Annotated in this window: 24 protein-coding genes, 1 tRNA gene and 1 pseudogene; 14 read left to right on the top strand and 12 right to left on the bottom strand. The window is 53.8% G+C overall.

The window, feature by feature from the left end:
- Positions 1–40 precede the first annotated feature (40 nt).
- The 7 genes and pseudogenes from dnaJ to FMM01_RS05055 all read left to right on the top strand — a co-directional run bounded on the left by dnaJ (position 41) and on the right by FMM01_RS05055 (position 7,499).
- Positions 41–1,207, top strand: coding sequence for a molecular chaperone DnaJ (gene dnaJ, locus FMM01_RS05085; RefSeq protein ID WP_150391830.1), 1,167 nt, complete (start codon positions 41–43; stop codon positions 1,205–1,207).
- 150 nt (positions 1,208–1,357) lie between these two features.
- Positions 1,358–1,798 (top strand): MarR family winged helix-turn-helix transcriptional regulator, encoded by a 441-nt coding sequence (locus FMM01_RS05080; protein ID WP_150391829.1) that lies wholly within the window; start codon positions 1,358–1,360, stop codon positions 1,796–1,798.
- A 58-nt stretch (positions 1,799–1,856) separates the two neighbouring features.
- Positions 1,857–3,193, top strand: a pseudogene (locus tag FMM01_RS05075) (MFS transporter).
- Between the two features lie 4 nt (positions 3,194–3,197).
- Positions 3,198–3,848 (top strand): NAD(P)-dependent oxidoreductase, encoded by a 651-nt coding sequence (locus tag FMM01_RS05070; protein WP_063515450.1) that lies wholly within the window; start codon positions 3,198–3,200, stop codon positions 3,846–3,848.
- 115 nt (positions 3,849–3,963) lie between these two features.
- Positions 3,964–5,376 (top strand): glycosyltransferase family 2 protein, encoded by a 1,413-nt coding sequence (locus tag FMM01_RS05065; protein WP_150391828.1) that lies wholly within the window; start codon positions 3,964–3,966, stop codon positions 5,374–5,376.
- A gap of 49 nt (positions 5,377–5,425) precedes the next feature.
- The gene (gene lepA, locus FMM01_RS05060) at positions 5,426–7,264 is read left to right on the top strand and encodes a translation elongation factor 4 (protein WP_027827732.1); all 1,839 of its coding nucleotides are present in this window, start codon (positions 5,426–5,428) and stop codon (positions 7,262–7,264) included.
- 16 nt (positions 7,265–7,280) lie between these two features.
- Complete coding sequence (locus FMM01_RS05055; RefSeq protein WP_150391827.1) at positions 7,281–7,499, top strand: hypothetical protein; 219 nt, start codon at positions 7,281–7,283, stop codon at positions 7,497–7,499.
- Positions 7,500–7,561: 62 nt separating this feature from the next.
- Here FMM01_RS05055 and FMM01_RS05050 read toward each other — a convergent pair whose 3' ends face one another.
- The 7 genes from FMM01_RS05050 to FMM01_RS05020 form a co-directional block, all read right to left on the bottom strand.
- Positions 7,562–8,293 carry an MIP/aquaporin family protein gene (locus FMM01_RS05050; protein WP_027827734.1) on the bottom strand — a complete coding sequence of 244 codons (732 nt, stop codon included), beginning with the start codon at positions 8,291–8,293 and terminating at the stop codon, positions 7,562–7,564.
- A 90-nt stretch (positions 8,294–8,383) separates the two neighbouring features.
- Positions 8,384–9,043 (bottom strand): hypothetical protein, encoded by a 660-nt coding sequence (locus tag FMM01_RS05045; RefSeq protein ID WP_150391826.1) that lies wholly within the window; start codon positions 9,041–9,043, stop codon positions 8,384–8,386.
- Between the two features lie 98 nt (positions 9,044–9,141).
- Positions 9,142–9,642, bottom strand: a complete 501-nt coding sequence (locus FMM01_RS05040; protein WP_150391825.1) for a DUF5067 domain-containing protein — start codon at positions 9,640–9,642, stop codon at positions 9,142–9,144.
- Positions 9,643–9,776: 134 nt separating this feature from the next.
- Positions 9,777–10,769, bottom strand: coding sequence for a LacI family DNA-binding transcriptional regulator (locus FMM01_RS05035; RefSeq protein WP_150391824.1), 993 nt, complete (start codon positions 10,767–10,769; stop codon positions 9,777–9,779).
- A 15-nt stretch (positions 10,770–10,784) separates the two neighbouring features.
- A complete protein-coding gene (gene galT / locus FMM01_RS05030; RefSeq protein ID WP_150391823.1) occupies positions 10,785–12,281 on the bottom strand; it encodes a UDP-glucose--hexose-1-phosphate uridylyltransferase in 1,497 nt (498 codons plus the stop codon).
- Positions 12,282–12,311: 30 nt separating this feature from the next.
- On the bottom strand, positions 12,312–13,307 hold the full coding sequence (gene galE / locus FMM01_RS05025; protein WP_063515456.1) for a UDP-glucose 4-epimerase GalE: 996 nt from the start codon (positions 13,305–13,307) through the stop codon (positions 12,312–12,314).
- A 73-nt stretch (positions 13,308–13,380) separates the two neighbouring features.
- Positions 13,381–14,547, bottom strand: coding sequence for a galactokinase (locus FMM01_RS05020; protein WP_150391822.1), 1,167 nt, complete (start codon positions 14,545–14,547; stop codon positions 13,381–13,383).
- 263 nt (positions 14,548–14,810) lie between these two features.
- Here FMM01_RS05020 and FMM01_RS05015 point away from each other — a divergent pair, with 263 nt between their 5' ends.
- The 6 genes from FMM01_RS05015 to FMM01_RS04990 all read left to right on the top strand — a co-directional run bounded on the left by FMM01_RS05015 (position 14,811) and on the right by FMM01_RS04990 (position 19,272).
- A complete protein-coding gene (locus tag FMM01_RS05015; protein ID WP_150391821.1) occupies positions 14,811–15,479 on the top strand; it encodes a class A sortase in 669 nt (222 codons plus the stop codon).
- A gap of 93 nt (positions 15,480–15,572) precedes the next feature.
- On the top strand, positions 15,573–17,864 hold the full coding sequence (gene recJ, locus FMM01_RS05010; protein WP_190973456.1) for a single-stranded-DNA-specific exonuclease RecJ: 2,292 nt from the start codon (positions 15,573–15,575) through the stop codon (positions 17,862–17,864).
- Between the two features lie 18 nt (positions 17,865–17,882).
- The gene (locus FMM01_RS05005) at positions 17,883–18,401 is read left to right on the top strand and encodes an adenine phosphoribosyltransferase (protein WP_027827743.1); all 519 of its coding nucleotides are present in this window, start codon (positions 17,883–17,885) and stop codon (positions 18,399–18,401) included.
- Between the two features lie 43 nt (positions 18,402–18,444).
- A tRNA-Ser gene (locus FMM01_RS05000) sits at positions 18,445–18,532 on the top strand.
- Positions 18,533–18,616: 84 nt separating this feature from the next.
- A complete protein-coding gene (locus FMM01_RS04995; protein WP_027828062.1) occupies positions 18,617–18,796 on the top strand; it encodes a hypothetical protein in 180 nt (59 codons plus the stop codon).
- A gap of 74 nt (positions 18,797–18,870) precedes the next feature.
- Positions 18,871–19,272 (top strand): hypothetical protein, encoded by a 402-nt coding sequence (locus tag FMM01_RS04990; RefSeq protein ID WP_063515460.1) that lies wholly within the window; start codon positions 18,871–18,873, stop codon positions 19,270–19,272.
- 139 nt (positions 19,273–19,411) lie between these two features.
- On the opposite strand, the gene FMM01_RS04985 is transcribed toward FMM01_RS04990, so the two are convergent.
- The 5 genes from FMM01_RS04985 to ybaK form a co-directional block, all read right to left on the bottom strand.
- Positions 19,412–20,263: an alpha/beta hydrolase gene (locus FMM01_RS04985; protein ID WP_150391819.1), complete on the bottom strand. Its 852-nt coding sequence runs from the start codon at positions 20,261–20,263 to the stop codon at positions 19,412–19,414.
- Positions 20,264–20,288: 25 nt separating this feature from the next.
- Positions 20,289–21,329 (bottom strand): acyltransferase family protein, encoded by a 1,041-nt coding sequence (locus FMM01_RS04980; RefSeq protein ID WP_186810113.1) that lies wholly within the window; start codon positions 21,327–21,329, stop codon positions 20,289–20,291.
- A gap of 256 nt (positions 21,330–21,585) precedes the next feature.
- Positions 21,586–21,816 carry a hypothetical protein gene (locus FMM01_RS04975; protein ID WP_027828059.1) on the bottom strand — a complete coding sequence of 77 codons (231 nt, stop codon included), beginning with the start codon at positions 21,814–21,816 and terminating at the stop codon, positions 21,586–21,588.
- 94 nt (positions 21,817–21,910) lie between these two features.
- Entirely contained in the window at positions 21,911–22,219 is a 309-nt protein-coding gene (locus FMM01_RS04970; RefSeq protein ID WP_081674695.1) for a DUF960 domain-containing protein, read from the bottom strand.
- Between the two features lie 87 nt (positions 22,220–22,306).
- The gene (gene ybaK, locus FMM01_RS04965) at positions 22,307–22,789 is read right to left on the bottom strand and encodes a Cys-tRNA(Pro) deacylase (RefSeq protein ID WP_035439997.1); all 483 of its coding nucleotides are present in this window, start codon (positions 22,787–22,789) and stop codon (positions 22,307–22,309) included.
- A gap of 106 nt (positions 22,790–22,895) precedes the next feature.
- Here ybaK and FMM01_RS04960 point away from each other — a divergent pair, with 106 nt between their 5' ends.
- A complete protein-coding gene (locus tag FMM01_RS04960) occupies positions 22,896–23,084 on the top strand; it encodes a hypothetical protein (protein WP_146993800.1) in 189 nt (62 codons plus the stop codon).
- The last annotated feature ends 325 nt before the right edge of the window (positions 23,085–23,409 follow it).

The following is a 23,409-nucleotide window of genomic DNA, read 5'->3' as shown; positions in this document are numbered from 1 at the left end:
AGTCTGTATTAAATTTGCACGATATCAAGGAGGACGCCAGATGGCGAAACGTGACTACTATGAAGTGTTAGGAGTCAGCCGAGACGCAAGCGATGACGACATCAAACATGCTTATCGCGAATTGTCGAAAAAGTGGCACCCCGACGTTAACAAAGCCCCGGATGCGGAACAGAAATTCAAGGAAATCAACGAAGCCTATGAGGTCTTAAGCGATCCGCAAAAGCGGGCCCAATATGATCAGTACGGACAAGCCGGCATGAATGGGGCCGGTGCCGGGGCTGGCGGTTTTGGCAACGCTGGCGGGTTCGGCGGCTTTGGCAATGCTGGCGGAGCCGGTGGTTTTGGCGGTTTCGACGACATCTTCTCCCAGTTCTTCGGCGGCGGCGCGACCACGCAAAATGCGATGGCACCCCGGCAAGGACAAGATTTGCAGTATCGGATGGATCTAAGTTTCAAAGACGCCATCTTTGGTACGGATACGGAGATCCAATATGACCGCACCGCGACCTGTCAGACCTGTCATGGGTCGGGCGCCGCACCGGGAACGAGTCCGGTCACCTGCCATAAGTGCCATGGGTCAGGCTACATTGAAATTCAACGCCAGACCCCGATCGGCATTATGCGCACCCGGGAAGTCTGCGATGTCTGCCACGGCACTGGTAAGGAAATCAAAGACAAGTGCCCGACGTGCCACGGCAGCGGCCATGTCCAAGAGAAGCACACGCTGAAAGTTAAGGTCCCGGCGGGGGTCGATGATGGCCAGCAGATGCGTCTGGACGGTCAGGGCGATGCTGGTGAAAACGGTGGCCCCTATGGCGACTTGTACGTGGTTTTCCGTGTGCAGCCGTCGAAGGAGTTTGAACGAGACGGCTTTGAAATCTATGTCACCGTACCCATCACCTTTGCCCAAGCGGCATTGGGTGACGAGATCAACGTGGACACCGTCCATGGTCCGGTAACGCTGAAGGTGCCAGCCGGCACCCAATCCGGTACTAACTTCCGCCTGCGCGGCAAGGGCGTGCCCAAGTTGCAGGGCAGCGGTAATGGCGACGAGCACGTGCGCGTGCAAGTGATTACGCCGAAAAACATGAACCCCAAGCAGCGCGAGGCGCTGGAAGCCTTCTCTGCTGCCGGGGGGGATAAGATCAAACCGCAGGAAAAGAATTTGTTTGAAAAGATGCGGGATAAACTGCGCGGCGAAGAGTAGCCACGAGCAGTCTGGGGCGCGGAACCCGTTTACACCCCGTCGTGGCGACAGCATATAACCAAGCTCTCTGACTTTTTAGTCAGAGGGCTTTTTATTTTCTGAAAATGGTTGTATAATACGTTAGCATCCTAACGATATGGAGGAAGAAAGATGACACCAGAAATCGGACGGTTATTGAAGATTGCCAGTAATCGGTTATCTTGGGGGCTGGATCAGTATGCCCGACAGCATGGTTTGACGGGGACCCAGATGTCTTTTCTGGATTTTTTGTACCGCCGAACCACTGCCGGTCAGGTCGTCCTGCAACGGGACATTGAACAGGAGTTTCAGATCAAACGCTCCACCGCCACACAGGTTTTGCAAACTATGGAGACCAAGGGATTGATTACGCGCCAGAATGCGGCCCAAGACGCCCGGCAAAAGGAAGTGCGGCTGACCGCCGCTGCCCAGGAGCAGGTCCAGCTGGTGCGGGACTATATCGAAGCATCGGATACAAAAATTACCGCTGGCTATTCTGCCGCCGAAGTCAGGGTAATTACCCATTTTCTGCAACACATTGCTGAATTGAATAAGGAGGAAAATTTTGACTGAAACAAAAAATGACCGGATTCCCGGCTACGTGCTGGGAGCGATTGTTGCTACCGGGGTGATGTCCTTGTGTGGTACGATCGTGGAGACGGCGATGAACATTACATTCCCGACGCTGATGCGCCAATTTGGCATTGGCACCAGCACTGTCCAATGGATGACGACACTGTACCTGCTGGTGGTCGCCATCATGTGCCGTTATCAGCCTATCTGAAGCGCCGCTTCACGACGAAGGCGCTGTTTATCATCGCCAACAGCCTGTTCATCATCGGCGTGCTGACGGATGCGCTGGCGCCGTCCTTCGCGGTATTATTATTAGGGCGGGGGATTCAAGGCCTTGGGACCGGGATCGCGCTGCCGTTGATGTTCAACATCATCATCGATCAGGTGCCGATGGCTAAGTTGGGCTTGATGATGGGGGTCGGCACCCTGATTACTGCCGTTGGTCCAGCCATCGGGCCCACCTTTGGCGGGTTCGTTGTCGATACTTTGGGCTGGCGCTACATCTTCGTGTTCTTGCTGCCGCTATTGATTGCGTCGCTGATCTTGGGCATCATGACGATTCGCCAAAAGCATCCCACTCAAGCGGCCAGCCTGGATTGGCTCAGTGTGTTGTTTTTAGCTGTGGCCTTTGTGGCCATGATTCTGGGCTTCTCCAATCTCGGCAGCCGGGCTTTCTTAAGCTTGACCGTTGGCGGCATGCTCCTTCTGGCGGTGGTGGCCTTTATTCTTCTGGGTTGGCGGTCGCGGCAAGTGACACCGATCATCAATTTTTCGGTGTTAAAAAACAGCGGTTTTTCTTCCCTGACCTTCGCCTTGTTTGCCTTCCAGATTGCGACCATCGGCTTATCCTTCATCCTGCCGAATTATATTCAACTGGTGAACGGCGCCAGCGCTAACTTGGCTGGTCTGCTGGTCCTGCCCGGTGCCTTGCTGGGCGCGGCGATGTCACCCTTTGGCGGGCGAATCTACGATAATTGGGGGGCCAAGCCGCCACTACTGCTGGGAATCATTCTGGCCCTTGGGGCGAACGTGACCTTGATGGTCTTTGCTCAGAGTCTGAGTAATTGGGCGATTGCCGTTCTGTATACGGTCTATATGCTGAGCCTGGGCTTGTCCTTTGGTAATCTGATGACGGAAGGGCTGTCTTATCTAAGCGGACTGACAAAGAGCGACGGCAATGCAATCATGACCACGGTCCAGCAGATATCCGGCGCAATCGGCACGGCCATTGTCGCCGCCATCGTTGCTCTGGGTCAGGCGGCACCCCATGTTTCCCGAGCAGTTGGGACCGCCAATGGTGCCCAGCATGCCTTGCTGTTTGTCGTCGTCTTGCTCTTGATTGCTCTGATTTTATTAGTCAGAGTATTGTTTTTCAGAAAAGAAGCGAAAGGATGATTTGATGGAAATTATTGTGATTGGAGCTACTGGTATGGCCGGGTCGGCAATCGTTCAAGAAGCAATTAAACGGGGCCACACGGTCACGGGCATCGCCCGGTCGGCCAAGGAGCTGGCGCAATTAGCGGCGGCCAACCCAGATTTAAAGACGGTGGCCGCGGATGTCTTCGCTTTACCAGAAACGACTTTTGCCGGGGCAGATGTCATCGTGGATGCTTTCGCGACTGATCCAGCCCATGCATACCGGCATGTTGATTTGGCAACCCGCCTCGTGGCGATGTTCCGGGAAACGACTAAGCCGCGACTGGTCTTCATTCTCGGCGCCGGATCGCTCCAAACTGGCACTGACCGGCACTTGTTGGTCGAAGACTTGCGCAAACTCCCGCAAAGCGAGTCTTTCATCGCGATTCCTGGAAATCAGTATATTGAACTGCAATTCTTAGAGACCGTTACTAATGTGGACTGGGTCGGTATTTCCCCCAGTCAGACATTCAATGCCGGACCTGCCACTGAGGCCCTTCTGGGTACGGATACCCTGCTGCATAATGCGGCTGGCAAGTCAGAAACAACCAGTGGGACAATGGCCGTCACGGTTTTGAATGAAATTGAAAAACCGGCTCACCGCAATACCCGGTTCACGGTAGCCAACCAATAATTCAGCCGAGACATAATTGTTGCATCCGGTTCGGTTTGCAGTGATAATGTAGCCACCGGTTTGGCAGTATAGAATAAATTGCCCCTCACCATTCTTTGAAGTGAGGGGATTGTTTATGATCAAACATTGGTCACGATTAGATTTTGGTGCACTGGTGATTTACCTGCTGGTGGTAATTGGCGGCCCGATTGCGATTTTAGCAAGTATCGCCGATTCTTTTGCACCGTTCATTCAGCACTTCGGCTGGTTCCTGTTTCTGTTAGTGATCAGCATCAGTACCTGGGTCTTGCTGCTCACGATGTATTACATCTTTCTGACGATTTTCGGTTTCGGCCGTGCCCGGCGGGATTACCCGACGGCGATGCCCCGGAGCCGTTTTCTTGTTTTGATCCCGGCGCACAACGAAGAGGCGGTTCTGGGCGCGACTCTGGCCAATCTGAAACAAATCGATTATCCCCGGGCATTGTACCGCATCGTGGTAATCAGCGATCAATCCACCGACGAAACCGCGGCCATCGCCCGCCAATTTGGGGCTCAGGTGATTGATACCAATCGCCGTCTTTTCCGGCGGGTCGGGGTCGGCAAGCCGGCCGCCTTGCAATATGGACTGGATACCTTAGCAAATACTGGCCAGCTGCGGGCAGCGGATTATGTGCTGGTGCTCGATGCGGACAATTTCGCCGATCCGTCAATCTTACGGGAACTGAACAGCCAGTTTCTGGCAAAGCCGTATACGGCTATTCAGGCTTATCTGGACAGCAAGAACGATGATCGGCTGTTATCCTTGGGTTACGCGATGAGTTATTGGACCATGAATCGCTTCTTTCAATTGAGCAAGTATCGGCTGGGGCTTGATAACAGTATCGGCGGCACCGGTTTTGCGGTCAATGTGGACTGGTTGGTGGCCCATGACGGCTTCCAGTCCCGCAGTTTAACCGAGGATCTGGAGATGGAGATCCGTATCGTGGAAAGCGGCGGCAGCGTTGGCTGGAATCACTGGACGCGGATTTATGACGAAAAGCCGGAACATCTGCGGGCCAGCATGGTCCAACGTTACCGCTGGAGCCGCGGCCATTGGTACACTGCCTTCCATAATGTCGGGCCGCTGCTGGCCCATTTCTTTAAGTCAGGGGACGTGCGCTATCTTGATCAGATTAATTATCTGTTCTCCATGCGGCAAAACATCCAGTATCTCTTGGCCTTGATCTTTGCCCTTGGGTCGGGGATCAGTTGGGTCGTTCCGCAAGGCGGGGCATATCCGATGTGGCTGGCAGATGTGGAACGCAGTTACTTCGTGCCGATGACACTGATCAATTGGGCGATCCTTCTGGAGGGATTTCTACCGATGATTGCGGGATACTGGTACGATGCCCCCCATCGGTTGGCTCAGCTGCCCAAGGCGTTGGTGGCGTTCTATTGGTTCTCGCTGACTTATTTGGCTGATCAACTCGTCGGGTTGGCGACCTTCCCCAATCAACAGACCTGGAGCCATACCCGGCATGCACTGACCACGCCTCATCGGCACTGAACCTATGGTATAATGGGCCATACTGAAACTAACGGAAAGTAGGCTCAAGATGGATCAGCAGCAAATGATCGACCGGCAAAAACACATTCGGAATTTTTCCATCGTGGCCCATATTGACCACGGCAAGTCCACCATTGCAGATCGTATCCTCGAACTCACCCATACGGTGGCCGAACGGGATATGACCAACCAATTGCTGGACACGATGCCCTTGGAACGCGAACGGGGCATTACCATCAAGTTGAACGCAGTTGAATTGCACTACCACGCCAAAGATGGCGAGACGTATATTTTCCACCTGATCGACACGCCGGGACACGTGGACTTCTCCTATGAAGTCTCCCGCTCCCTGGCCGCCTGTGAAGGGGCGATTCTGGTCGTGGATGCGGCCCAGGGCGTCCAGGCGCAGACATTGGCCAACGTTTATCTGGCTCTGGACAATGACCTGGAGATCATTCCGGTGATTAATAAGATCGACCTGCCCAGTGCTCAGCCGGACGTGGTGAAGCAGGAAATTGAAGACATGATCGGCATCGATGCCTCCAATGCCGTGCTCGCCAGCGCTAAAGAGGGCGTTGGGATTCCCGAACTGTTGGAACGGATCGTCCATGATGTGCCCGCGCCAACAGGCGACGTAGAGGCCCCCTTGAAGGCGTTGATTTTTGACTCCAAATACGACAACTATCGCGGCGCAGTGCTCAGTGTCCGTTTATTTGATGGCACCGTTAAAGTTGGCGACCAAATCGAATTGATGAGCACCGGCAAAACATACGAAGTGACTGAAGTCGGCGTGATGTCTCCGGATGCCCAGCCCCGGGAAATGCTGATGGCGGGAGATGTCGGCTATTTAGCGGCATCAATTAAGACCGTTCAAGACACCCGGGTCGGTGATACGGTGACGTCCGCCGTCCATCCGGTTGCCAAGCCTTTGCAGGGTTACCGCCAGATTCAGCCGATGGTGTATTCTGGGATGTATCCGGTGGAGAATGCCAAGTACGGCGAATTGCGGGAGGCCTTGGAGAAACTTCAGCTGAACGATGCTGCTTTGGAATTCACCCCTGAAACTTCTCAAGCGCTGGGCTTTGGTTTCCGTTGCGGTTTCCTCGGTTTGCTGCATATGGACGTGGTCCAGGAACGGCTGGAACGGGAGTATGATCTGGATTTGATCATGACTGCCCCAAGTGTGGACTACCACGTCATCACCACCGATGGCGACACCCACGTGGTGGACAATCCGGCGGATATGCCGGATCCCACTACGATCAAGGAGATTCAAGAACCCTATGTGAAGGCCGAGATCATGGTGCTCAGCGACTATATCGGGGCGGTCATGGAATTGTGCCAGCGCAAGCGGGGCGAGTATGTGACGATGAATTACCTGGATAAATACCGGGTGAGCATTGTGTACGAGATGCCCTTGTCTGAAATCATTTACGATTTCTTTGACGAACTGAAGTCCAGTACGAAGGGCTATGCTTCCCTGGATTATGATTTGATCGGCTATCGCGCCAGTGATCTGGTGAAGATGGATATTCTGATCAACGGCGAACCCGTCGATGCTCTGAGCTTCATCGTGCACAAAGATTTCGCCTATCAGCGCGGTCGGGATATTACCGCCCAGCTGAAGACGACCATTCCTCGGCAACAGTTCGAGATTCCCATCCAAGCGGCCATCGGCAATAAGATTATCGCCCGGACGACTGTGAAGGCGTATCGGAAGAACGTGCTGGCCAAGTGTTACGGCGGCGATATCACGCGGAAGCGGAAGCTGCTGGAGAAACAGAAGGCTGGGAAGAAGCGGATGAAGGCCGTGGGAAATGTCGAAATTCCGCAAGAAGCATTCATGGCGGTGTTGAAGACCAACGAAGACGAGACGCACGACAGATAGGCTGGGAGCTGAGCTGATGGCCGAACACAAACAACGCACGTATCACATTCTCGCTGCCCTCTATATTGCGGCTTTTTTCGGCTTTGGTTTCTTTTTTGTGGCTTATGCCATGTATCGTCACCCTTGGTTTAATTTGCTCGCAATCGTTATCCTGGGCGGAGTTCGCTTTGTCATCTGGCTGATCCATGACCCACCGCGCGAGCGCAGTGGGAAACTGCCGGGATTCTGGAAATAGCATGTTAAAAACAGGTATGCCGCGGCTTCAATTGAAGCTGCGGCATACCTGTTTTGGTTTTCTTACATAAAAATGACTTTATACAATCCAACAGCGGTAATCCCAGCCAGAAACGGTGCAACCACCGGAATCCATGCATACTCCCATTGGGAGTCGCCCTTGTTTTTCAACGGAAACAACGCATGAACTAACCGCGGGCCCAAATCCCGGGCCGGGTTCAAGGCCGGGCCGGTCGGGCCGCCCAGGGAAGCGACGAGCGTACCGACTAAGAAACCCAAGGCCAGATGGGCCGTGCCTAAATTATTATGGAAAAACGGGGCGCGGGTAATGCCCAAAGCAGAAAAGAACAGAATAAATGAACCGATAAATTCATTGATGAACCCATTCAAATGACTGCCAGTAGCATCAATCGTGGAAAACGTGCCAAGAATCTTGTTTGACTCCGTAGTCAAGTCATAGTGGGGCTTGTAAGCGGCAATGACCACCAGTTGGCCAGCAATGGCCCCGAGCATTTGGGCCGCAATATACGGGGCCACTTCAGCCCAAGGAAAAAGCCCGGCGGTGGCCAGCCCAATGGTGAACGCCGGATTGATGTGGTTGCCTGAGATGCTCCCGAAGAGCAGGGCAGGAATCATCACCCCGGCCCCGTAGCCGACGGCAATCAGCATCCAATCGGATCCATTGCCCTTGGTGCCCTTGAGGTCGACGTTGGCAACAGCCCCGTTACCGAGAATGATCATAATGGCAGTACCAATAAACTCTGCGGCGAGCCGCGCGATGAGTGAAAAATCCATTTACTTTTCCAGCTTTCCTGAATAATGGCAAAACAAAATGTGTTGGCGACCGGGAACGCTGAAGGAAGCACAACACACGTGATGAAATAATTACTCCGCCGAGGTGTATCCGGCACGCTCGGCGGTTTGACTATCGGTGAAATTGACCCGGGCATCAGCCGGCACATCACTGGGTACGGCGTTAGCCGGATAGTACGTATGATTACTGGAGTCTCCGACCACGGCTGAGGCCGAAGAGGCGGATGACTGACTACTGGCAGCTGCCTCAGAGGATGACTGTGCTGAGGCGGCCGCCTGAGACGCTGAAGCAGCACTGGCGGACTGGGCCGCTTTGCGAGCTGATGATGCTGAGCGCGATGCCGCCGCGGCGCTGGCCCGGGACGCCTCCTGGGCGGACGATGCTGACCGGGCGGCATCGTCTGATTGGGAAGCGGCCGATTCTGAGGCTGCCCGACTGCTTTGACTGGCCGCTTGCGCGTCCGCTCGGCTGCTGGCCTGCGCCGCTGAACTGGAGCGGGCACTGGCAGCTTGTTCCGCCGCCATTTTTTCCGCGGCCGATTGACTGCGGTCCCCGCTGACGACTGCACCAAGACCCGTGAAGGTGAGCAGGGTGACCAGTAAGCCAACCCCTAAAACGAGGGCCGGGTGCTGCAGTTGCCGGTGGCGTATTGCCGCGATGATCAGCCAGAATAAACCGATCACCGCCATCGTCAGCCCAACGACCATCAAGCCAATCATTACCGTACTCATCTGCACCCGCTTCCTTTCTCCCTCTATTATACGGGATTGCCCCGCCTTAAGGCAGAAAAAAAGGCCGGTCGGCGGTCACCAACTGGCCTGAAAAGGAATTACTTTGTAATATCGATACTTTCTTCACCAATGACCTTGCCGAAGGCGCCATTACGCGCTGTCAGTGTCACTGCTGTCTTGTTATCCCGCAGGGTGAAGTTCATCGCTGCTTCAGCGGACTTACCTTTTTTCACTGGCGTACCAGAAACGGTTAGGAACTTATCAGCCGGCACACCATTAGGATCCAGCGTGTTCTTGCCCTGGGTGACCGTCAAGGTGTCATTAAATGCAGTATCTGGAGTGATATTATCGCTGCTGCTATTCTTCAGCGTGTAGTACAGAGCAACGACAGCATGGTCTGTATCGTTGCCTTTACTGTGTGCCTTCAGCACCTTCGCCTGATCAATTTTCACCGTATACCCGCTGCGCTTGACCGTATCATTTTTGAAACCCGACGTGACAGTGATATTGCTGGCACCGCTCTGGGTCGTACCTGAGCTGCACGCGCCTAACGCCGCCGCGCTGAGTAAGGTGATACCAATCAATGCTAATTTCTTCATGAACCAAATCGCTCCTTGTGTCGTTAAGATTAAAAGCCAACTTTACTAGTTTACTGGTCCGGACCACTTTGCACAAGGGGTTTTTCAACCACGTAAAAAGCCGCCGCGGAGAAGGCGGCGACTCATGATACTGGTTAGTGCGGGGTGGATTCCCGGATGATCAGGTGGGTAGCCATGGTGATCTTCTGGGCCAATTCCGGCACTGCATTTTCAATCAACTGACTCAGGCGATAAAAGGCCTGATGGCCCATTGCTTCGGTGTCCACGTGGACTGTGGTCAGCGGCGGCTCCAGATACTTGGCGATGGAAATGTCGTTGAACCCGATCAGCGCGACCCGGTCTGGGACGGCGATATCGGCCCGGCGCAGCGATTTCAGAGCGCCAATCGCCAGGGCATCGCTGGTGGCGAAGAAGGCCTGGGGGAGATGGTCATCCAGTTTGGCTAACGCTTCGTCCATCATCGCCTCGCCGGAGGTTGGATTGAACGCGCCCTCAAAGACCCAATCAGGGTTGAACAGATCTAAGCGTTTCAATGCGGTGGTGAAGACGTGGGGGCGGGGATCGGGCCATTCATTGCCCTCACTGGTTTTCTCTACCCCGCGCAGCATGCCGATGCGTTCAATGTGGTGACTGATGAAGAAATCCACCACCTGATTGACAGCGTTAGTGAAGTCAGAGACAACACAGTTGATGTCCCGCTCCAGCACGTCGTCGTCAATGATCACCAGGGGCAGGCGGTAGGCCTTCAGCTCTTTCAGCTGATGATCGCCGAACTTGCCGATGGCAACGATGCCGGCGACATTCTTCAGTTCGCTGGCGCCAAAGGAATGGAATAGGCGGATGACCGAATATCCTTGCTCCGCCGCCGCTTCTTCGACGCCCATCCGAATCGACAGGTAGTACAGGTCGCTTAATTCGTCGGCTTCATCGACCCATTGGACAATAGCGATGCGTTTTTGCTGCGGCTGCTTCCGGTGCGCTTTCGAGTACTGCAACTCATTAGCCACTTGGAAGATTTTTCGGCGGGTCTCCTCGGTAACGTTCAATGATTGATCGTAATTCAGCACCCGCGATACCGTGGCACTGGAGACACCGGCCCGATCCGCAATATCTTTGATCGTGGCCATGGTTGTCACTCCATTCTAGTTAGCTTCTGTGACGTGTGTGATAAATTTGTGGAACCCAACCTGGCCGGCGGCGTCCCGTTTGTAGACGCCAGCATCCATCAGCACCCGTAGGAAGACGCGCCCCACCGCCTGGCGGACGATATCTTCAACGGAGGCGGCAGAAATGCGCCCGGCATTATCCTTGGCCAGTTGTTCGGCCCAGGGCCGGTGATACTCTTTCATGGCATTCTTCTGGCCCAGCAGGAATTTCTCCACTTCGGCCAATTCACTATTGAGCCGGGCCGGTAAGACGGCCAAGCCCATCACTTCGATCAAGCCGATATTTTCTTTCTTGATGTGCTGCACGTCCTGATGCGGGTGGAAAATGCCGTCCGGATACTGGACGGAGGTCTGATTGTCTCGCAGCACCAGATCCAGCTGATAGCCGCCGTCCGCGGTGCGGGACGCGATCGGTGTCACCGTATGATGCTGGACACCCTCGGTATAGGCCCGAATATCTAGCCCCTCATCGGAATAGTTCTGCCAAGCGGCGCGAATTTCTTCGGCAGCTGGAATCAATGCCTCAGCGGTTTGTGCGGTCAGGCGAATGTCCGACATCGGCCAGTGGGCGATACCCGCGGTCACGTTCGGGTGGGCCGGCCAGGCAAAGGTGCTGTCCAGCGGCGCCACGGTCATCGGGAAGATGTGCCGCCCACCCTGGTAATGCTCGTGGCTCAGCATTGAGCCGCCGACGATGGGCAGGTCGGCGTTGCTGCCGACGAAGTAGTGGGGCCATACCGTGACGATATGCAGCAGATTTACAAACGTCTGCCGGTTAATGTGCATCGGTTCATGGATCGTATCCAAGAAGATGCTGTGCTCATTAAAGTAGGCGTAAGGGGAATACTGGAACCCCCAGTGGTGGCCGTTGATATCGAAGCGAATGATCCGGTGGTTGCTGCGGGCAGGGAAGTCCAGCCGGCCCTTATAGCCTTCATTTTGTAAGCAGAGCTGGCATTGGGGGTAATTGTTGGTGTTTTTCTGCTGCGCCGCGGCCGCAATGGCCTTGGGGTCCTTTTCCGGCTTGGACAAATTAATGGTGATTTCCAATTTGCCGTAATCCGTAGGCGTCAGATAACGAATGTTCTTCGCGATCCGGCGGGTTTGAATGTAGTCGTTGGCCTCGGATAAGTGATGAAAATAGTTGGTGGCGGCTTCGGGGGAGTCGCGATACTGTTTCCAGAACTCACGATTCACTATGCCCGGAGTGGGGGTGTAGAGATCCATCAGCTGGTCGCCAAGGATATCCCGGTCCGGTTGGGAATCATCAATGAGGCCAGTGGTCACGGCGTGATCGACTAATTCATTTTTCAAGTCAATTACATTCGTCGTTACGGTGGTCAGCGGCAGCGCGTCATCACCCACGAGGGCCAGAATCCGATTGCTCAGGTAAACATCATCGACGGCTTCATATTCCGGATTGGCGGCGATGATTGCGTTCACGAATGCCGCCACAAGTGCGGTCTTTGCCATAATGTCCGTCTCTTCTTTCTGTCTCAGGGATTAGCGCCGGTCGTTATAGCCGTTGGGATGAGTCTGATCCCAGTGCCACGCCGTGGCAATGATCTTTTCCATGTCATCATATTGCGGCTCCCAGCCCAGTATCTTCTTGGCCTTTTCACTGGAAGCGACCAGGGTCGCCGGATCACCTGGCCGGCGCGGACCAACTTCGGCCGGAATCGGCTTGCCGGTGGCTTTACGCGCAGCGTCAACGATTTCCTTGTTCGAAAAGCCGTGGGAAGACCCCAGGTTGAAGGCGGTGGAGTCATTGCCTTGCTTCAAGTATTCCATCGCTAAGATATGGGCATCGGCGAGGTCCATCACGTGGACGTAATCTCGAACGTTGGTGCCGTCTTTGGTGGGATAGTCGCCGCCAAAGATGGTCAGCTTATCCCGTTGGCCCTTGGCCACTTGCAGAATGATGGGAATCAGGTGGGTTTCCGGATGGTGGTCTTCACCGATAGAACCGTCATCCTTGGCCCCAGCCACATTGAAGTAGCGCAGCGCGACGAACTTGATGCCGTAAGCCACATCGGCCCAGTGGATGATTTTTTCCATGGCCAGCTTGCTTTCGCCGTATGGGTTGGTGGGAATCTGCGGATCGGTTTCCTTGATCGGCACTTGCTTAGGTTCACCGTAAGTGGCCGCGGTGGAGGAGAAGACGATGCGTTTCACGCCGGCATCGCGCATGACTTCCAAGAGGGCGGTCATGCCGTAGGTGTTGTTATCAAAGTACTTTAATGGATCGCTCATGGACTCGGGCACAATGGAGAAGGCCGCGAAGTGGATCACGGTGTCAATGTTCTCTTTGTCGAAGACTTCGCGCATGAAGAGCTTGTCCCGCACATCGCCTTGATAGAAACGCGCTTTGGCGTTGATCGCCTTTTCGTGGCCGGTGATTAAATTATCGACCACGGCCACGTCGTACCCTTTGTCCACCAAGCGGTCTACCGTATGGGACCCAATGTAGCCAGCGCCGCCTAATACTAATACTGTCATTAAAATACCTCCATTGATCTGTGCTGTGTGTGTTGTTGTGTTGTGGAAAATCGTGTTGCGGAGTTACCTGCTGTTACAGTTCAACCCGGTGCGGGCCGTCGGAAATTTCGGCGACATAGAAGTCGGCCGCATAACCGATCTTCTCTTTGTAGGTGTCGCCAACGGCTTTTTCGAAGGCCGGGATCGCATCGTCATGCACTAAAGCAATGGCGCAGCCGCCAAAACCAGCGCCAGTCATCCGCGCGCCGATCACGCCAGACTGCTGCCAAGCGGTATGGACCAGGGTATCCAGTTCTATACCAGTCACCTCATAATCATGTTCCAAGGAGACATGGGAGGCGTTGACCAACCGGCCGAATTGGGCTAAGTCGTTGTTTTGCAGGGCATCAACAGCCTCCATGGTCCGTTGGTTTTCAACCACCGCGTGCCGCGCCCGCTTGATCAGTGTGCCGTCGTTGATCAGGTAGGTGTATTCGTCGAACTCTTCCAAGGACAGGGCACCGAGACTCTTCACGTCGTCGCCCTTTTGAATCAAGGCCAGGGCCTTTTCACATTCAGCTCGGCGTTCGTTGTACTTGGAATCGGACAATTGCCGCCGCTTGTTGGTGTTCATGATGATGATCTTGGCATCGCCTAAGTTTAATTTTTGATAGGCATATTCCATGGTATTTGTATCCAATAGAATGGCGTGGTCTTTGCGGCCCATGGCAATGGCAAATTGATCCATGATGCCGGAATTAACACCGATGAATTGATTCTCCACCCGTTGGCCCAGTTTAGCCATGTCCACCGGAGACATCGTAATCTGGAACTGGTCAGCCAATAAATTAGCCGTTACGAGTTCCAGTGCACTGGAGGAGGACAAACCCGCACCGTTGGGCAAGTTGCCCCAGAAGAAGATGTCGAGCCCGTGATCAATGGTTCCGGATTCCGCCATAAATTTCGTGGTGCCGACAACGAAGTTGGCCCAATCGTAACCTGCTTTGTTTTCTAACTCGTCCAAGGGAACAGAAATGATCCCCTTGTCCGCAAAGTTGGCGGAATACAGCCGAAATTCGTGATCGGTCCGGGGCGCGACAACGGCGTATGTGCCTAAGCTAATGGCACAGGGGAAAACGTGCCCGCCGTTGTAATCCGTATGCTCGCCGATTAAGTTGATCCGCCCGGGTGCGAAGTACATCGCCTTTGCGGGGGTATTAAACTGTTGTTGGAATTGTTCCAGCAATTCTGAATGATTCATTGTGGACACCTCTTTCTTTATTCTGCAAATGTAGTATACCATGGATTTAGTAAATTTTACTAAATATCTTTTACTGAATATTTGCTGACAGGTCGGGAACCTTATTGGGTCGGCGTTGGTGGCGCTTTAGAAAATTTTAATGAGAGCGGTTGCAGTAGTTGACACGCCCACTGGCCGGCTTTGGGCACAAAGATTGACGGCGGCCCGGCAATTCGCTAGCATATGGTTGTATACAACAGGACGAAAGGAGCGCGGCCCCGGGGATGAAAAAAGCAGGCAGGCTCGTACTGCGTATTTTTTTAGGTTTGGTCTTTGCTATTGGTTTGGTGCTTATTTTTAATGAACCAATCAAGAACTGGTTGGTCAGTACGATGTCCGAGCGGCAGATGAACGTCAGCCGCCAGCAGATCCAGCAAAATGAATTGGCCAAGGGCGAATTCAATTTTTCCAAAGTCAAAAGCATCAATACCCAACAAGTCGTTCAGGCGGCGGTGAAAAGCGATGCCAGTGTGATCGGCAAGCTGGCCATTCCGGCTGTGGGCATGCACCTGCCCATCGTCAAAGGCCTCAGCGACACGGCGCTGTCCACCGGCGGCGGCACGATGAAACCCGATCAAGTGATGGGGCAGGGGAATTACGCCCTGGCCGGGCACTACATGACCAACAAGGGCATTTTGTTTTCTCCTTTAGAAAGTACCCAACTGGGTCAGCGCATCTATCTGACCGATTTGGAACATGTTTATACCTATGAGATCACCTGGAAGAAAATCGTGGACCCCACGGCGGTCTATCTGATCAATGACGTTGCGGGGACGGCCATGGTCACGCTGATCACCTGTGCGGACGGCGGCGTGAACCGCTGGGCGGTGCGCGGACATTTGATCAATACGACGGTGGCTAACAAGCAAACGTTGGCGGTCTTTGCACCGTAGCCTCGCTATCCCTCGTTTCTTGAGGGATTTTTGTTTGCCCGCAATTTTGCTATAATGGAAGCCTTGGTTACGAACGAAAATGGAGGTCGCGAATTGAATCGTTTTACGTGGACGGCACCGCACCCAATCACTCAAGAAGATCAAACTCTGGCCGCAGCCATCAGCCAACCGGTGACTGTGGCTCATTTATTGCGCACTCGGGGCCTCACGACGGCAGAAGCGGCCAAGCATTTCCTCGCGCCGCAATTGACCGATCTGCACGACCCGTTTGCTCTGCATGATATGACCAAGGCCTGCGACCGAATCAAACAGGCCATTACGGCAGGGGAAAAGATCACGATTTACGGCGACTATGACGCCGATGGCATCACCAGCACCGCAATCATGCAGGAGACGCTGGATAATCTTGGGGCGGATGTGCATTTCTATATTCCGAATCGCTTCACCGACGGGTACGGACCTAATCTGGCGGTTTATAAGTATCTGGTCGAAACCGGAACGCAGCTGATTATCACTGTGGATAATGGCGTGACCGGTCACGATGAAGTGGCTTACTGTAATGATCATAATGTTGACGTGATCATCACAGACCACCATGAATTGCCGGAAACTTTGCCGGAAGCGACAGCAATCGTTCATGCCCGCTATCCGGACAGCACGTATCCCTTTGGTCAGCTCAGTGGGGCTGGTGTGGCCTTTAAAGTGGCTAGTGCGCTGATGGATACTGTGCCGGTTGACCTGCTGGATCTGGCGGCGATTGGGACGATTGCCGACGTTATGCCCCTGGTGGACGAAAACCGGGTGATTGCCACCTACGGCTTGCAACAGCTGCAAAAGACCGATCGCTTGGGCTTACAGGCGCTGTATCAAGTCGCCCAAATCGCGCCGGAAACCATCGACGAGGAAACGGTCGGCTTTGCTTTGGCGCCGCGCCTCAATGCGCTAGGCCGGGTGGATGATGGGACAGTGGGCGTGACGCTGCTGACCACCTTCGATCCCGACGAAGCCGCCCAGTTGGCGCAACAGGTGGATGACACGAACAGCACCCGTAAAACATGGGTGAAGCAAATGGCCGATACCGCGCTGCGCCAAGCGCAAGACGCGGATCACGCGGCCCGGCGGACTTTGGTCATCACCGGAGAAGGGTGGCACGAAGGGGTGTTGGGTATCGTCGCCAACCATGTCGCGGAAGCGACGGGTAAGCCGACCATTGTGCTCAGTCGCGAGAAGCCCACGGATGATTACAAGGGTTCCGGTCGTACCGCCGGCGACTACAACTTGTTCGCAGCACTGAATCCCCAGCGGGACGCCTGTGTCGCTTTCGGCGGCCATGCGGCGGCAGTCGGGCTGACGGTGAGTGCGGCTAATGTCCCGGCCCTCGCCCAGGCGATGGAGGATGCCGCAGTGGCCCAAGACTTCAAGCCTGGGGCCAAACCGGCCCAGACGGCCGATCTCAGTGTAGCGGTGGATGAGCTGACCATGACCTTTTATGATCAGCTGGCGGTTTTGGCCCCCTTCGGTAATACCAATCCGCGGCCGATTCTGGCGGTAGTGCCAGACTTGATTCGGGGGGTCCAAACCATGGGTCAAACCAAGGATCACCTGCGCTGCCAAATCGTGGGCACCAAACAGAGTGTCAATACAGTGGGCTTCAATTTGGCCGCTATGGGTCCCAGTCTGGTGGGCGCAGATGACGTTACCCTGTACGGAACGCTCCAGCAGAACACCTGGAACGGTAAAACGACCGTGCAGTTTCAACTGCTGGATGTGGTCACGGCCACACCCTTGCTGAACGATTGGCGCTCCAGTACACTGCAACGTTCTCAATTTTCTCTTGATGCCGCCTATGTCTTTTTCCAAAAGGCCTACGCCAAGCGACTGTCTAATTACCTCCAAGACCAACCCCGAATAATGTTTGACGACCCGCAGATCAGACAGTACACTAAGCTAGTGCTGGTGGACGCGCCCACGGATCTCGCCCAGCTGCAAACCCTGGGGCAAAACGTCACCCCCGAACAGGTCTGGGTCATTTTCTATGCGTCCCAAGCTCGGCGGGATGAAGCTTTGCCCGGAAAGAAAGTCTTCGGGCAGGTTTTCAACCTCTTCAAAGCCAAGCAGCGGGTCGCTCCCAAAGACTTGCCGGCCCTGGCCGCACAAGTTCGACTGGATGTGCCCAGTCTCCGCTTCATTATTCAGGTATTCTTCGATTTGGGCTTTCTGGCCATGGCGGGCGATATGATTGCTTTCCAAGCCGACCTGACGCCCCAAGCGCTCACCGCCGCGCCCCATTACCAAGCCCGGGTCCAGCAAATCCAATTTGCGCAGACTCTGCAAACCGGTTCTTGGGCCAAGGTGCGCGCGTTGCTCAGTGACCAATTTCATTAAACAAAGGTAGGAGAAAACATGTCGATCAATTTTAAAGACTACGTGGCCAATGTGCAGGACTTCCCGGAACCAGGGATTATTTTTCGGGACATTTCCCCGTTAATGGAAGATGGCCGGGCTTATGCCGCCGCTACAAACGCCATCGTGGATTATGCGCGGGCGAAAAATGTGGAAATGGTCTGCGGCCCGGAAGCCCGTGGCTTCATTGTCGGCTGTCCGGTGGCATATAAGCTGGGAGTCGGTTTTGCCCCGGCTCGGAAAAAGGGCAAGCTGCCTCAACCGACAGTATCGGTGACTTACGATTTGGAATACGGCCAGGCATCGTTATATATGCACAAGGACGCCGTCAAGCCCGGCCAGCGGGTGCTGGTCGTGGACGATTTGATGGCCACCGGCGGTACATTGGCTGCGACAATCAAACTGGTGGAAGAGCTGGGCGGCATCGTTGTCGGCACCGCCTTCTTGATCGAGCTGACGGACCTGCATGGCCGGGACAAGATCAAAGGGTACGATATGTTCACTTTAATGCAGTATTAAAATGGACAAGGACGCATGTTTTTGGTAAGATAGTATGCGTTCTGGAGAGTTGGCAGAGTGGTAATGCACCGGACTCGAAATCCGGCGAACCGGCTAATACCGGCGCGCAGGTTCAAATCCTGTACTCTCCTCTCACAACCCGCTAAGCTGGATGATCTCCGCTTAGCGGGTTTTATTTTTGGCTTTGTGTCATAATCAACAGGGAGGTGTTAGCGATGGTCTATTTACACGAGTACGTACTCGATCCGACGTGGATCAATCCCGCGCAGATCGAGTTTATCGAACAATCAACCGAGGATGTCCACGTCTGGATCGCTCGGATGGTGTCGGGTAAGATGGTTAAGGTGTCCGAAGCAGAATTGGCCCACATTACGGGGCAAAATGCGGCCGAGTAACCGTTTTTATACGCAAAAAAATAATGCCGTCCCCGGGCCGAATCAGGTATACTTATTGCAGGGAGTGAGTATCGATGCGATTTTCTTGGCGTAAAGCACCGGCGTTGTATGGTCTGGTTTTTCTCTTTGCCTTTGCCGTTGAAGCGGTCATGATTTTCTTGATCAACATGTCTGTTTTCAGTTGGCAGGAATTCATTGCCACGTATTGGGCATTGGCGGCGAAGACGTTTTTCATCGGGATCATCGGCGGTTTATTACATATCCTGTCGTACCTGATTTCCTTACCATACCCCTGGGTTTTGGCTGGAAATCTAGTGGGGCTGGCTGGGTATATTGTGATGTTCATTCTGCCTAACCTGTTCTGGCTGGGGTTGATTCTTCTGGTCATTTCAATTCGGCTGATCATGCACAATAGTCCGCATCACACCCCCGCGATTCATCAAGCCGGACCGATGGGGCGCGAAGGCAATGCGTAATGTAGCGGTGATCGTCCTGATCGCGGCCGTTATCATCCTGATTGCCGGACCAATCGTGGCCTGGTGGGTCACCCGGGACAAAAACAGAAAATAAACGAATGGCCTCTGCCCAAACTGCGGGCGGAGGCCATTTTCTTATCTATTTCACTTTGCCGGTGGTGAGAAATTCATACAAGTAGCGGTTCACCAGCGGATTGTGTTCATGGAGCTGGCTGTGCTGAGCCTTGCTATTCTTGATCACGCGCTCCGTATAGCTGACTGCTCGACCGCGGACAATGTAACCCAGTGCACGGGCGGATACTACCGGCACCCGACTGTCCGTGCCGTGACCCAAATCGCCATATAGATTCAGGACGGCCGCGGTGGTGGGGAAGTGCTGCCGGTTCGCCACCAAGGGGGCGTACCTGGGTGAAATGTAGCTGGGCTTGCCGTCTTTGCCAATCGTGGCCGTGGCGGCCTGCTGATCTATGCCGGGGAAGCCATTGAAGGGGCCGGCGATGGTAATCAGCCGGTGTAAATCCGGTTGGGCAGCGGTTCGGTCGGTCACTGCCCAAGTGGCCCAAGCCACCGAACCGGCTGAGTGGCCCACCGCGTTGAACGCTTTAATACCATATGTTTTCTTCAGCTGAGTCAGGATCGGCACCAGTGCTTGCGCGTCTGGCCGGCCGGTCGCGAAAACCACGGCAATCAGCGGATATTTGACGCCCACAGACCAGTGTCCGCTGGTCCGCACATGGCCGGATGCATCGACATCAAAACGCAGCACTTGCTGGAATCCTGGGTGCTGACTTAAATCGTCAATCATATCTTTTTCCGAGCCGTAACCGCCGCCAAAGCCGTGGACGAACAAGGTCGGGGTATGATAATGCCCCACGTCTGCCGGTGTCGCCCGGGGGCGAGCCGCCTGAGCCTGGTACCAGAAAAAAAGACCGCCGCCGCCTATCAGGACGACCGCGACCAGAATAAACCAAAGCCATTTTTTATTTTTCATCCTGGATATCCTCCATATATGCGCGTTACACCGTCAGGTTCAAGGATGATTGTAACATGCGCCGGGATAAGCGGTATAGGATAACGCCTGTGATGGGAATCATCACGCCGAAGAGCGCTAAGATGGCCCAATTGGTGATGGACATCTTCTCTAGAATATAAAAAACTGCCTTGTGACTGAACATGATGATCATGGACTGCTTACCCAGCCACTGCAGCTGATGAGACAGGTTCGTTTCCCCCAGCTGATAGGCAATGCCGATGACCACCAGGACAAAAAGAATAGGGACCGTCGCAGCGAATAGGCCGTCGGTGACATTGTGCGACTTCATGTAAACGACCTGATCGATTTTATCCGCGTATTGCGCCCAAGCAAAGCCGGCCGCGCCGAGCAGTGAGGCGCCCAACCAAACGGGCGAGGCGACGATGCGTTTCAGCAACGGAAACAGGCGGTACCCGACATACATGTAAAACATGGCCATCAAGGTCACGTCAGCGTTCCCCGGGAGCGGAAAGCCAAAAAGCTGCTGCGCGTTATCGTAGCTGGTGCCCATGATGAAGAGGGCAATGACCACAAGCCACTGCAGCCACTGCGGTTTGACGTAACTGATCAGCGCCACCACGCCGATTTGGGCCAATAAGTAAACCGTCACGAACCAGAAGGCGCTGGTGTAGCCATTCAGGACGGTGCCACCATAGAGCAGCCGGCGGAAGTAATCCAGTGAATAGGCGACAGTCCGATGCTCCGTAAAGTAATTGATGGTAATGATGATTGCCCCGGCGACTAAGTAATCCCGATACAGGGGCCAGACTTTTCGCTGAAAGAAGCGGCGAACGGCTTGCCAAGTGTGGGGGAGGGGTTTTAAAAAGAAACCGCCGATGAAGAAAAAGAGGGGCATGTGCCACCAGTAGGTCACTTCGTATAGGGTGTCCTTATGGGGATAGGCATGACCAAGCACAACGGCCAAAATACCGATTGCTTTGGCAATATCCACCCAGGCGATCCGGGCCTTTTTGACTGGCGCGGCCGCGCTGTTTATCTGCGCTGGTGCTTCTGTTTGATTCATCGCATTAATCAACTCCACTATGTACATTACCGAAAAAATGTGAATTTTCTCGGGCGCTTTTGTGCTGATTTCCTAACTTATAGCGTATGCAATCACTCTAGACCAGTGCAACCGCGCTAGTTTAAGTCTCCCTGCACCGCGCGCCCCGCAGTTACGCCAAAGTGGGAAAAAGAAGACAAAAAAATCGCGGTTTTGAAGAAAATAGAAAAACGCGCCGCAGCCGTAAGGGCGTTGGGCGCGTCTATCTAAACCACGATCATTGTTCAGTTGCTTCTTGTTTGAAATATTTAACCTCGTTCACTTTGCTGGCATCAATGCCGTACAATAGCGACGTGTCATCAAAGAAAATGAATCGTTTGGCGTGTTCTACGCTTTGAAACTCAGTGACGGGCTTCTTTTCGGTGACCGTTGTCGTGGTGACAACGACCTGCGTTACGTCCTGAACCTTATGTTCACCCTTGTTGGTGGTCAATACGACTGTATACATTACATCACCCCGCTAGCGAACATTATAACACATTTTTTACCAAATTGTTAGGGGCACGTAACAATTCCCACGATAACAAGAATGGAAACGGTTGTTATTGTATTTCTGAGGGCAGAATAATTGTTTGACTTTGACCGTCATCATAGGCGACGACCGTCTTCGGCAATTGGCTGGCATACGCGTAGGGCGTATCAAAGCCCATCGTTACATCTGTACCGTCCTCAGAAAACGTGATCGTTAATTTACCAGACCGATTGCTGAAGGCAAAGTTCAACACATTTTCTAAGGGCAAAACGCCCTGTAAGTAGTCGTCAATGATATGCCATATTTCATCAATAATTGTCCCGGGGACCGCGGAAACCACCCCAAAGGTCGCATACCGCGACCGATTTGTACTAAACATGCGGGTCATCCTCTCTTTCACGCAATGCTTCATTACTAATATTCTGGACTAGCCCCCTGTAAAATGCAACGAAGACGCCTATCGGCTTTACTCATCGGCCTCGCCAATATCGGCAAAATGACCGGCCACAAAGTTGACTAGGACGGTCGGATCGATGCCCACCGAGCGGCCAACTTTGCCGGCGCTGACAATGATTTGCGGTTGATCTTGGGCCACCTCATCGATGTAGATCGGGTAATTATGAGTTTCATGAATACCGATGGGCGTGTTGGCGCCATGCTCATAGCCAGTAGTCTTCTCCAGATCTTTCAGCGGCAGCAGTTCAACTTTCTTGTTGCCGGATACTTTGGCAATTTTCTTCAAACTGACCCGCCGATCCAAGGGGACGACACCGACTACCGGGCCGGTTTTATTACCCGCAAAAACAATCGTTTTGTAGACCAGATGCGGATCAACACCGGCTTCCTGAGTGTCCAGCTGCTGGACATCACCCGCGGTATGGGTCGGAAAAGTGAAAGGCACATAACTGATTTTGGCCTTGTCCAACATTTTTTCGACGAGCGTTTTCATTTCGCCATGTTTCTTCTTACTCACATAGATCTTCCTTTCCCGTGAAGCGGCACAGTTTTACAAGCGGGGCAATGCTGATATAATGGTGCTCGAAACAGGTGAGGACATGCGATGGTTTAAGTTTCACAAAAAAGATGCAACTGATGACGTGGCCGCCCACGACTTCAGCAGTTTGATGCACCAAGTCCGGGAAGATCCCGGTCATCTGCAAGAGGTGCAAAAAGCATTCGCCCGCTTGCAGAAAAACTACACCGGCAAGTCCAAAGCCGGGGACCAAAAGTTAGACAAAAAATAAGGAGCTGCCTGATTGATTAGGCAGCTCCATTTTGTTCTTCGACATCAGGCCTGAAGATTAAACGCGATTAGGCATTTAACTCCAGAGCTGATGTCTTAAGACTACTTCCGTTAGTCAAAAGACATCACCTCCTTTGTTCGATTGAATAGTAACACCGAAAGGATAGAGGTGTCAACTCAGAGGGCTCAGGAGAGGGCGAAGGCGACCGCTCAGAAGCGTAGGGATAAGGACGGCAAGGCACAAACCCCGGTTTTGGGTTTTTGCCTTGCCGTCCCTATCTCCTAGCTTCTGGTTGCCTGAGCCCGTTTACGCGAGGAAAACTGGG

The sequence above is a fragment of the Schleiferilactobacillus harbinensis genome, assembly GCF_008694105.1.
Lineage (GTDB): Bacteria > Bacillota > Bacilli > Lactobacillales > Lactobacillaceae > Schleiferilactobacillus > Schleiferilactobacillus harbinensis.
Note: the sequence above shows the minus strand (reverse complement) of the source record. Positions and strands in the feature narration are given on the sequence as shown.

What these genes read in the sequence shown, in the direction of transcription:
- FMM01_RS05070 (WP_063515450.1), top strand. Translation starts at nt 3,198, where the DNA reads ATGGAAATTATTGTGATTGGAGCTACTGGTATGGCCGGGTCGGCAATC.
- FMM01_RS05035 (WP_150391824.1), bottom strand. Translation starts at nt 10,769, where the DNA reads ATGGCCACGATCAAAGATATTGCGGATCGGGCCGGTGTCTCCAGTGCC.
- dnaJ (WP_150391830.1), top strand. Translation starts at nt 41, where the DNA reads ATGGCGAAACGTGACTACTATGAAGTGTTAGGAGTCAGCCGAGACGCA.
- FMM01_RS05040 (WP_150391825.1), bottom strand. Translation starts at nt 9,642, where the DNA reads ATGAAGAAATTAGCATTGATTGGTATCACCTTACTCAGCGCGGCGGCG.
- galE (WP_063515456.1), bottom strand. Translation starts at nt 13,307, where the DNA reads ATGACAGTATTAGTATTAGGCGGCGCTGGCTACATTGGGTCCCATACG.
- FMM01_RS04980 (WP_186810113.1), bottom strand. Translation starts at nt 21,329, where the DNA reads ATGAATCAAACAGAAGCACCAGCGCAGATAAACAGCGCGGCCGCGCCA.
- FMM01_RS05050 (WP_027827734.1), bottom strand. Translation starts at nt 8,293, where the DNA reads ATGGATTTTTCACTCATCGCGCGGCTCGCCGCAGAGTTTATTGGTACT.
- FMM01_RS04990 (WP_063515460.1), top strand. Translation starts at nt 18,871, where the DNA reads ATGCGATTTTCTTGGCGTAAAGCACCGGCGTTGTATGGTCTGGTTTTT.
- FMM01_RS05015 (WP_150391821.1), top strand. Translation starts at nt 14,811, where the DNA reads ATGAAAAAAGCAGGCAGGCTCGTACTGCGTATTTTTTTAGGTTTGGTC.
- FMM01_RS05080 (WP_150391829.1), top strand. Translation starts at nt 1,358, where the DNA reads ATGACACCAGAAATCGGACGGTTATTGAAGATTGCCAGTAATCGGTTA.
- lepA (WP_027827732.1), top strand. Translation starts at nt 5,426, where the DNA reads ATGGATCAGCAGCAAATGATCGACCGGCAAAAACACATTCGGAATTTT.
- FMM01_RS04975 (WP_027828059.1), bottom strand. Translation starts at nt 21,816, where the DNA reads ATGTATACAGTCGTATTGACCACCAACAAGGGTGAACATAAGGTTCAG.
- FMM01_RS05005 (WP_027827743.1), top strand. Translation starts at nt 17,883, where the DNA reads ATGTCGATCAATTTTAAAGACTACGTGGCCAATGTGCAGGACTTCCCG.
- FMM01_RS05020 (WP_150391822.1), bottom strand. Translation starts at nt 14,547, where the DNA reads ATGAATCATTCAGAATTGCTGGAACAATTCCAACAACAGTTTAATACC.
- ybaK (WP_035439997.1), bottom strand. Translation starts at nt 22,789, where the DNA reads ATGAAAACGCTCGTCGAAAAAATGTTGGACAAGGCCAAAATCAGTTAT.
- FMM01_RS04995 (WP_027828062.1), top strand. Translation starts at nt 18,617, where the DNA reads ATGGTCTATTTACACGAGTACGTACTCGATCCGACGTGGATCAATCCC.
- FMM01_RS04985 (WP_150391819.1), bottom strand. Translation starts at nt 20,263, where the DNA reads ATGAAAAATAAAAAATGGCTTTGGTTTATTCTGGTCGCGGTCGTCCTG.
- FMM01_RS04960 (WP_146993800.1), top strand. Translation starts at nt 22,896, where the DNA reads ATGCGATGGTTTAAGTTTCACAAAAAAGATGCAACTGATGACGTGGCC.
- galT (WP_150391823.1), bottom strand. Translation starts at nt 12,281, where the DNA reads ATGGCAAAGACCGCACTTGTGGCGGCATTCGTGAACGCAATCATCGCC.
- FMM01_RS04970 (WP_081674695.1), bottom strand. Translation starts at nt 22,219, where the DNA reads ATGTTTAGTACAAATCGGTCGCGGTATGCGACCTTTGGGGTGGTTTCC.
- FMM01_RS05055 (WP_150391827.1), top strand. Translation starts at nt 7,281, where the DNA reads ATGGCCGAACACAAACAACGCACGTATCACATTCTCGCTGCCCTCTAT.
- FMM01_RS05045 (WP_150391826.1), bottom strand. Translation starts at nt 9,043, where the DNA reads ATGAGTACGGTAATGATTGGCTTGATGGTCGTTGGGCTGACGATGGCG.
- FMM01_RS05065 (WP_150391828.1), top strand. Translation starts at nt 3,964, where the DNA reads ATGATCAAACATTGGTCACGATTAGATTTTGGTGCACTGGTGATTTAC.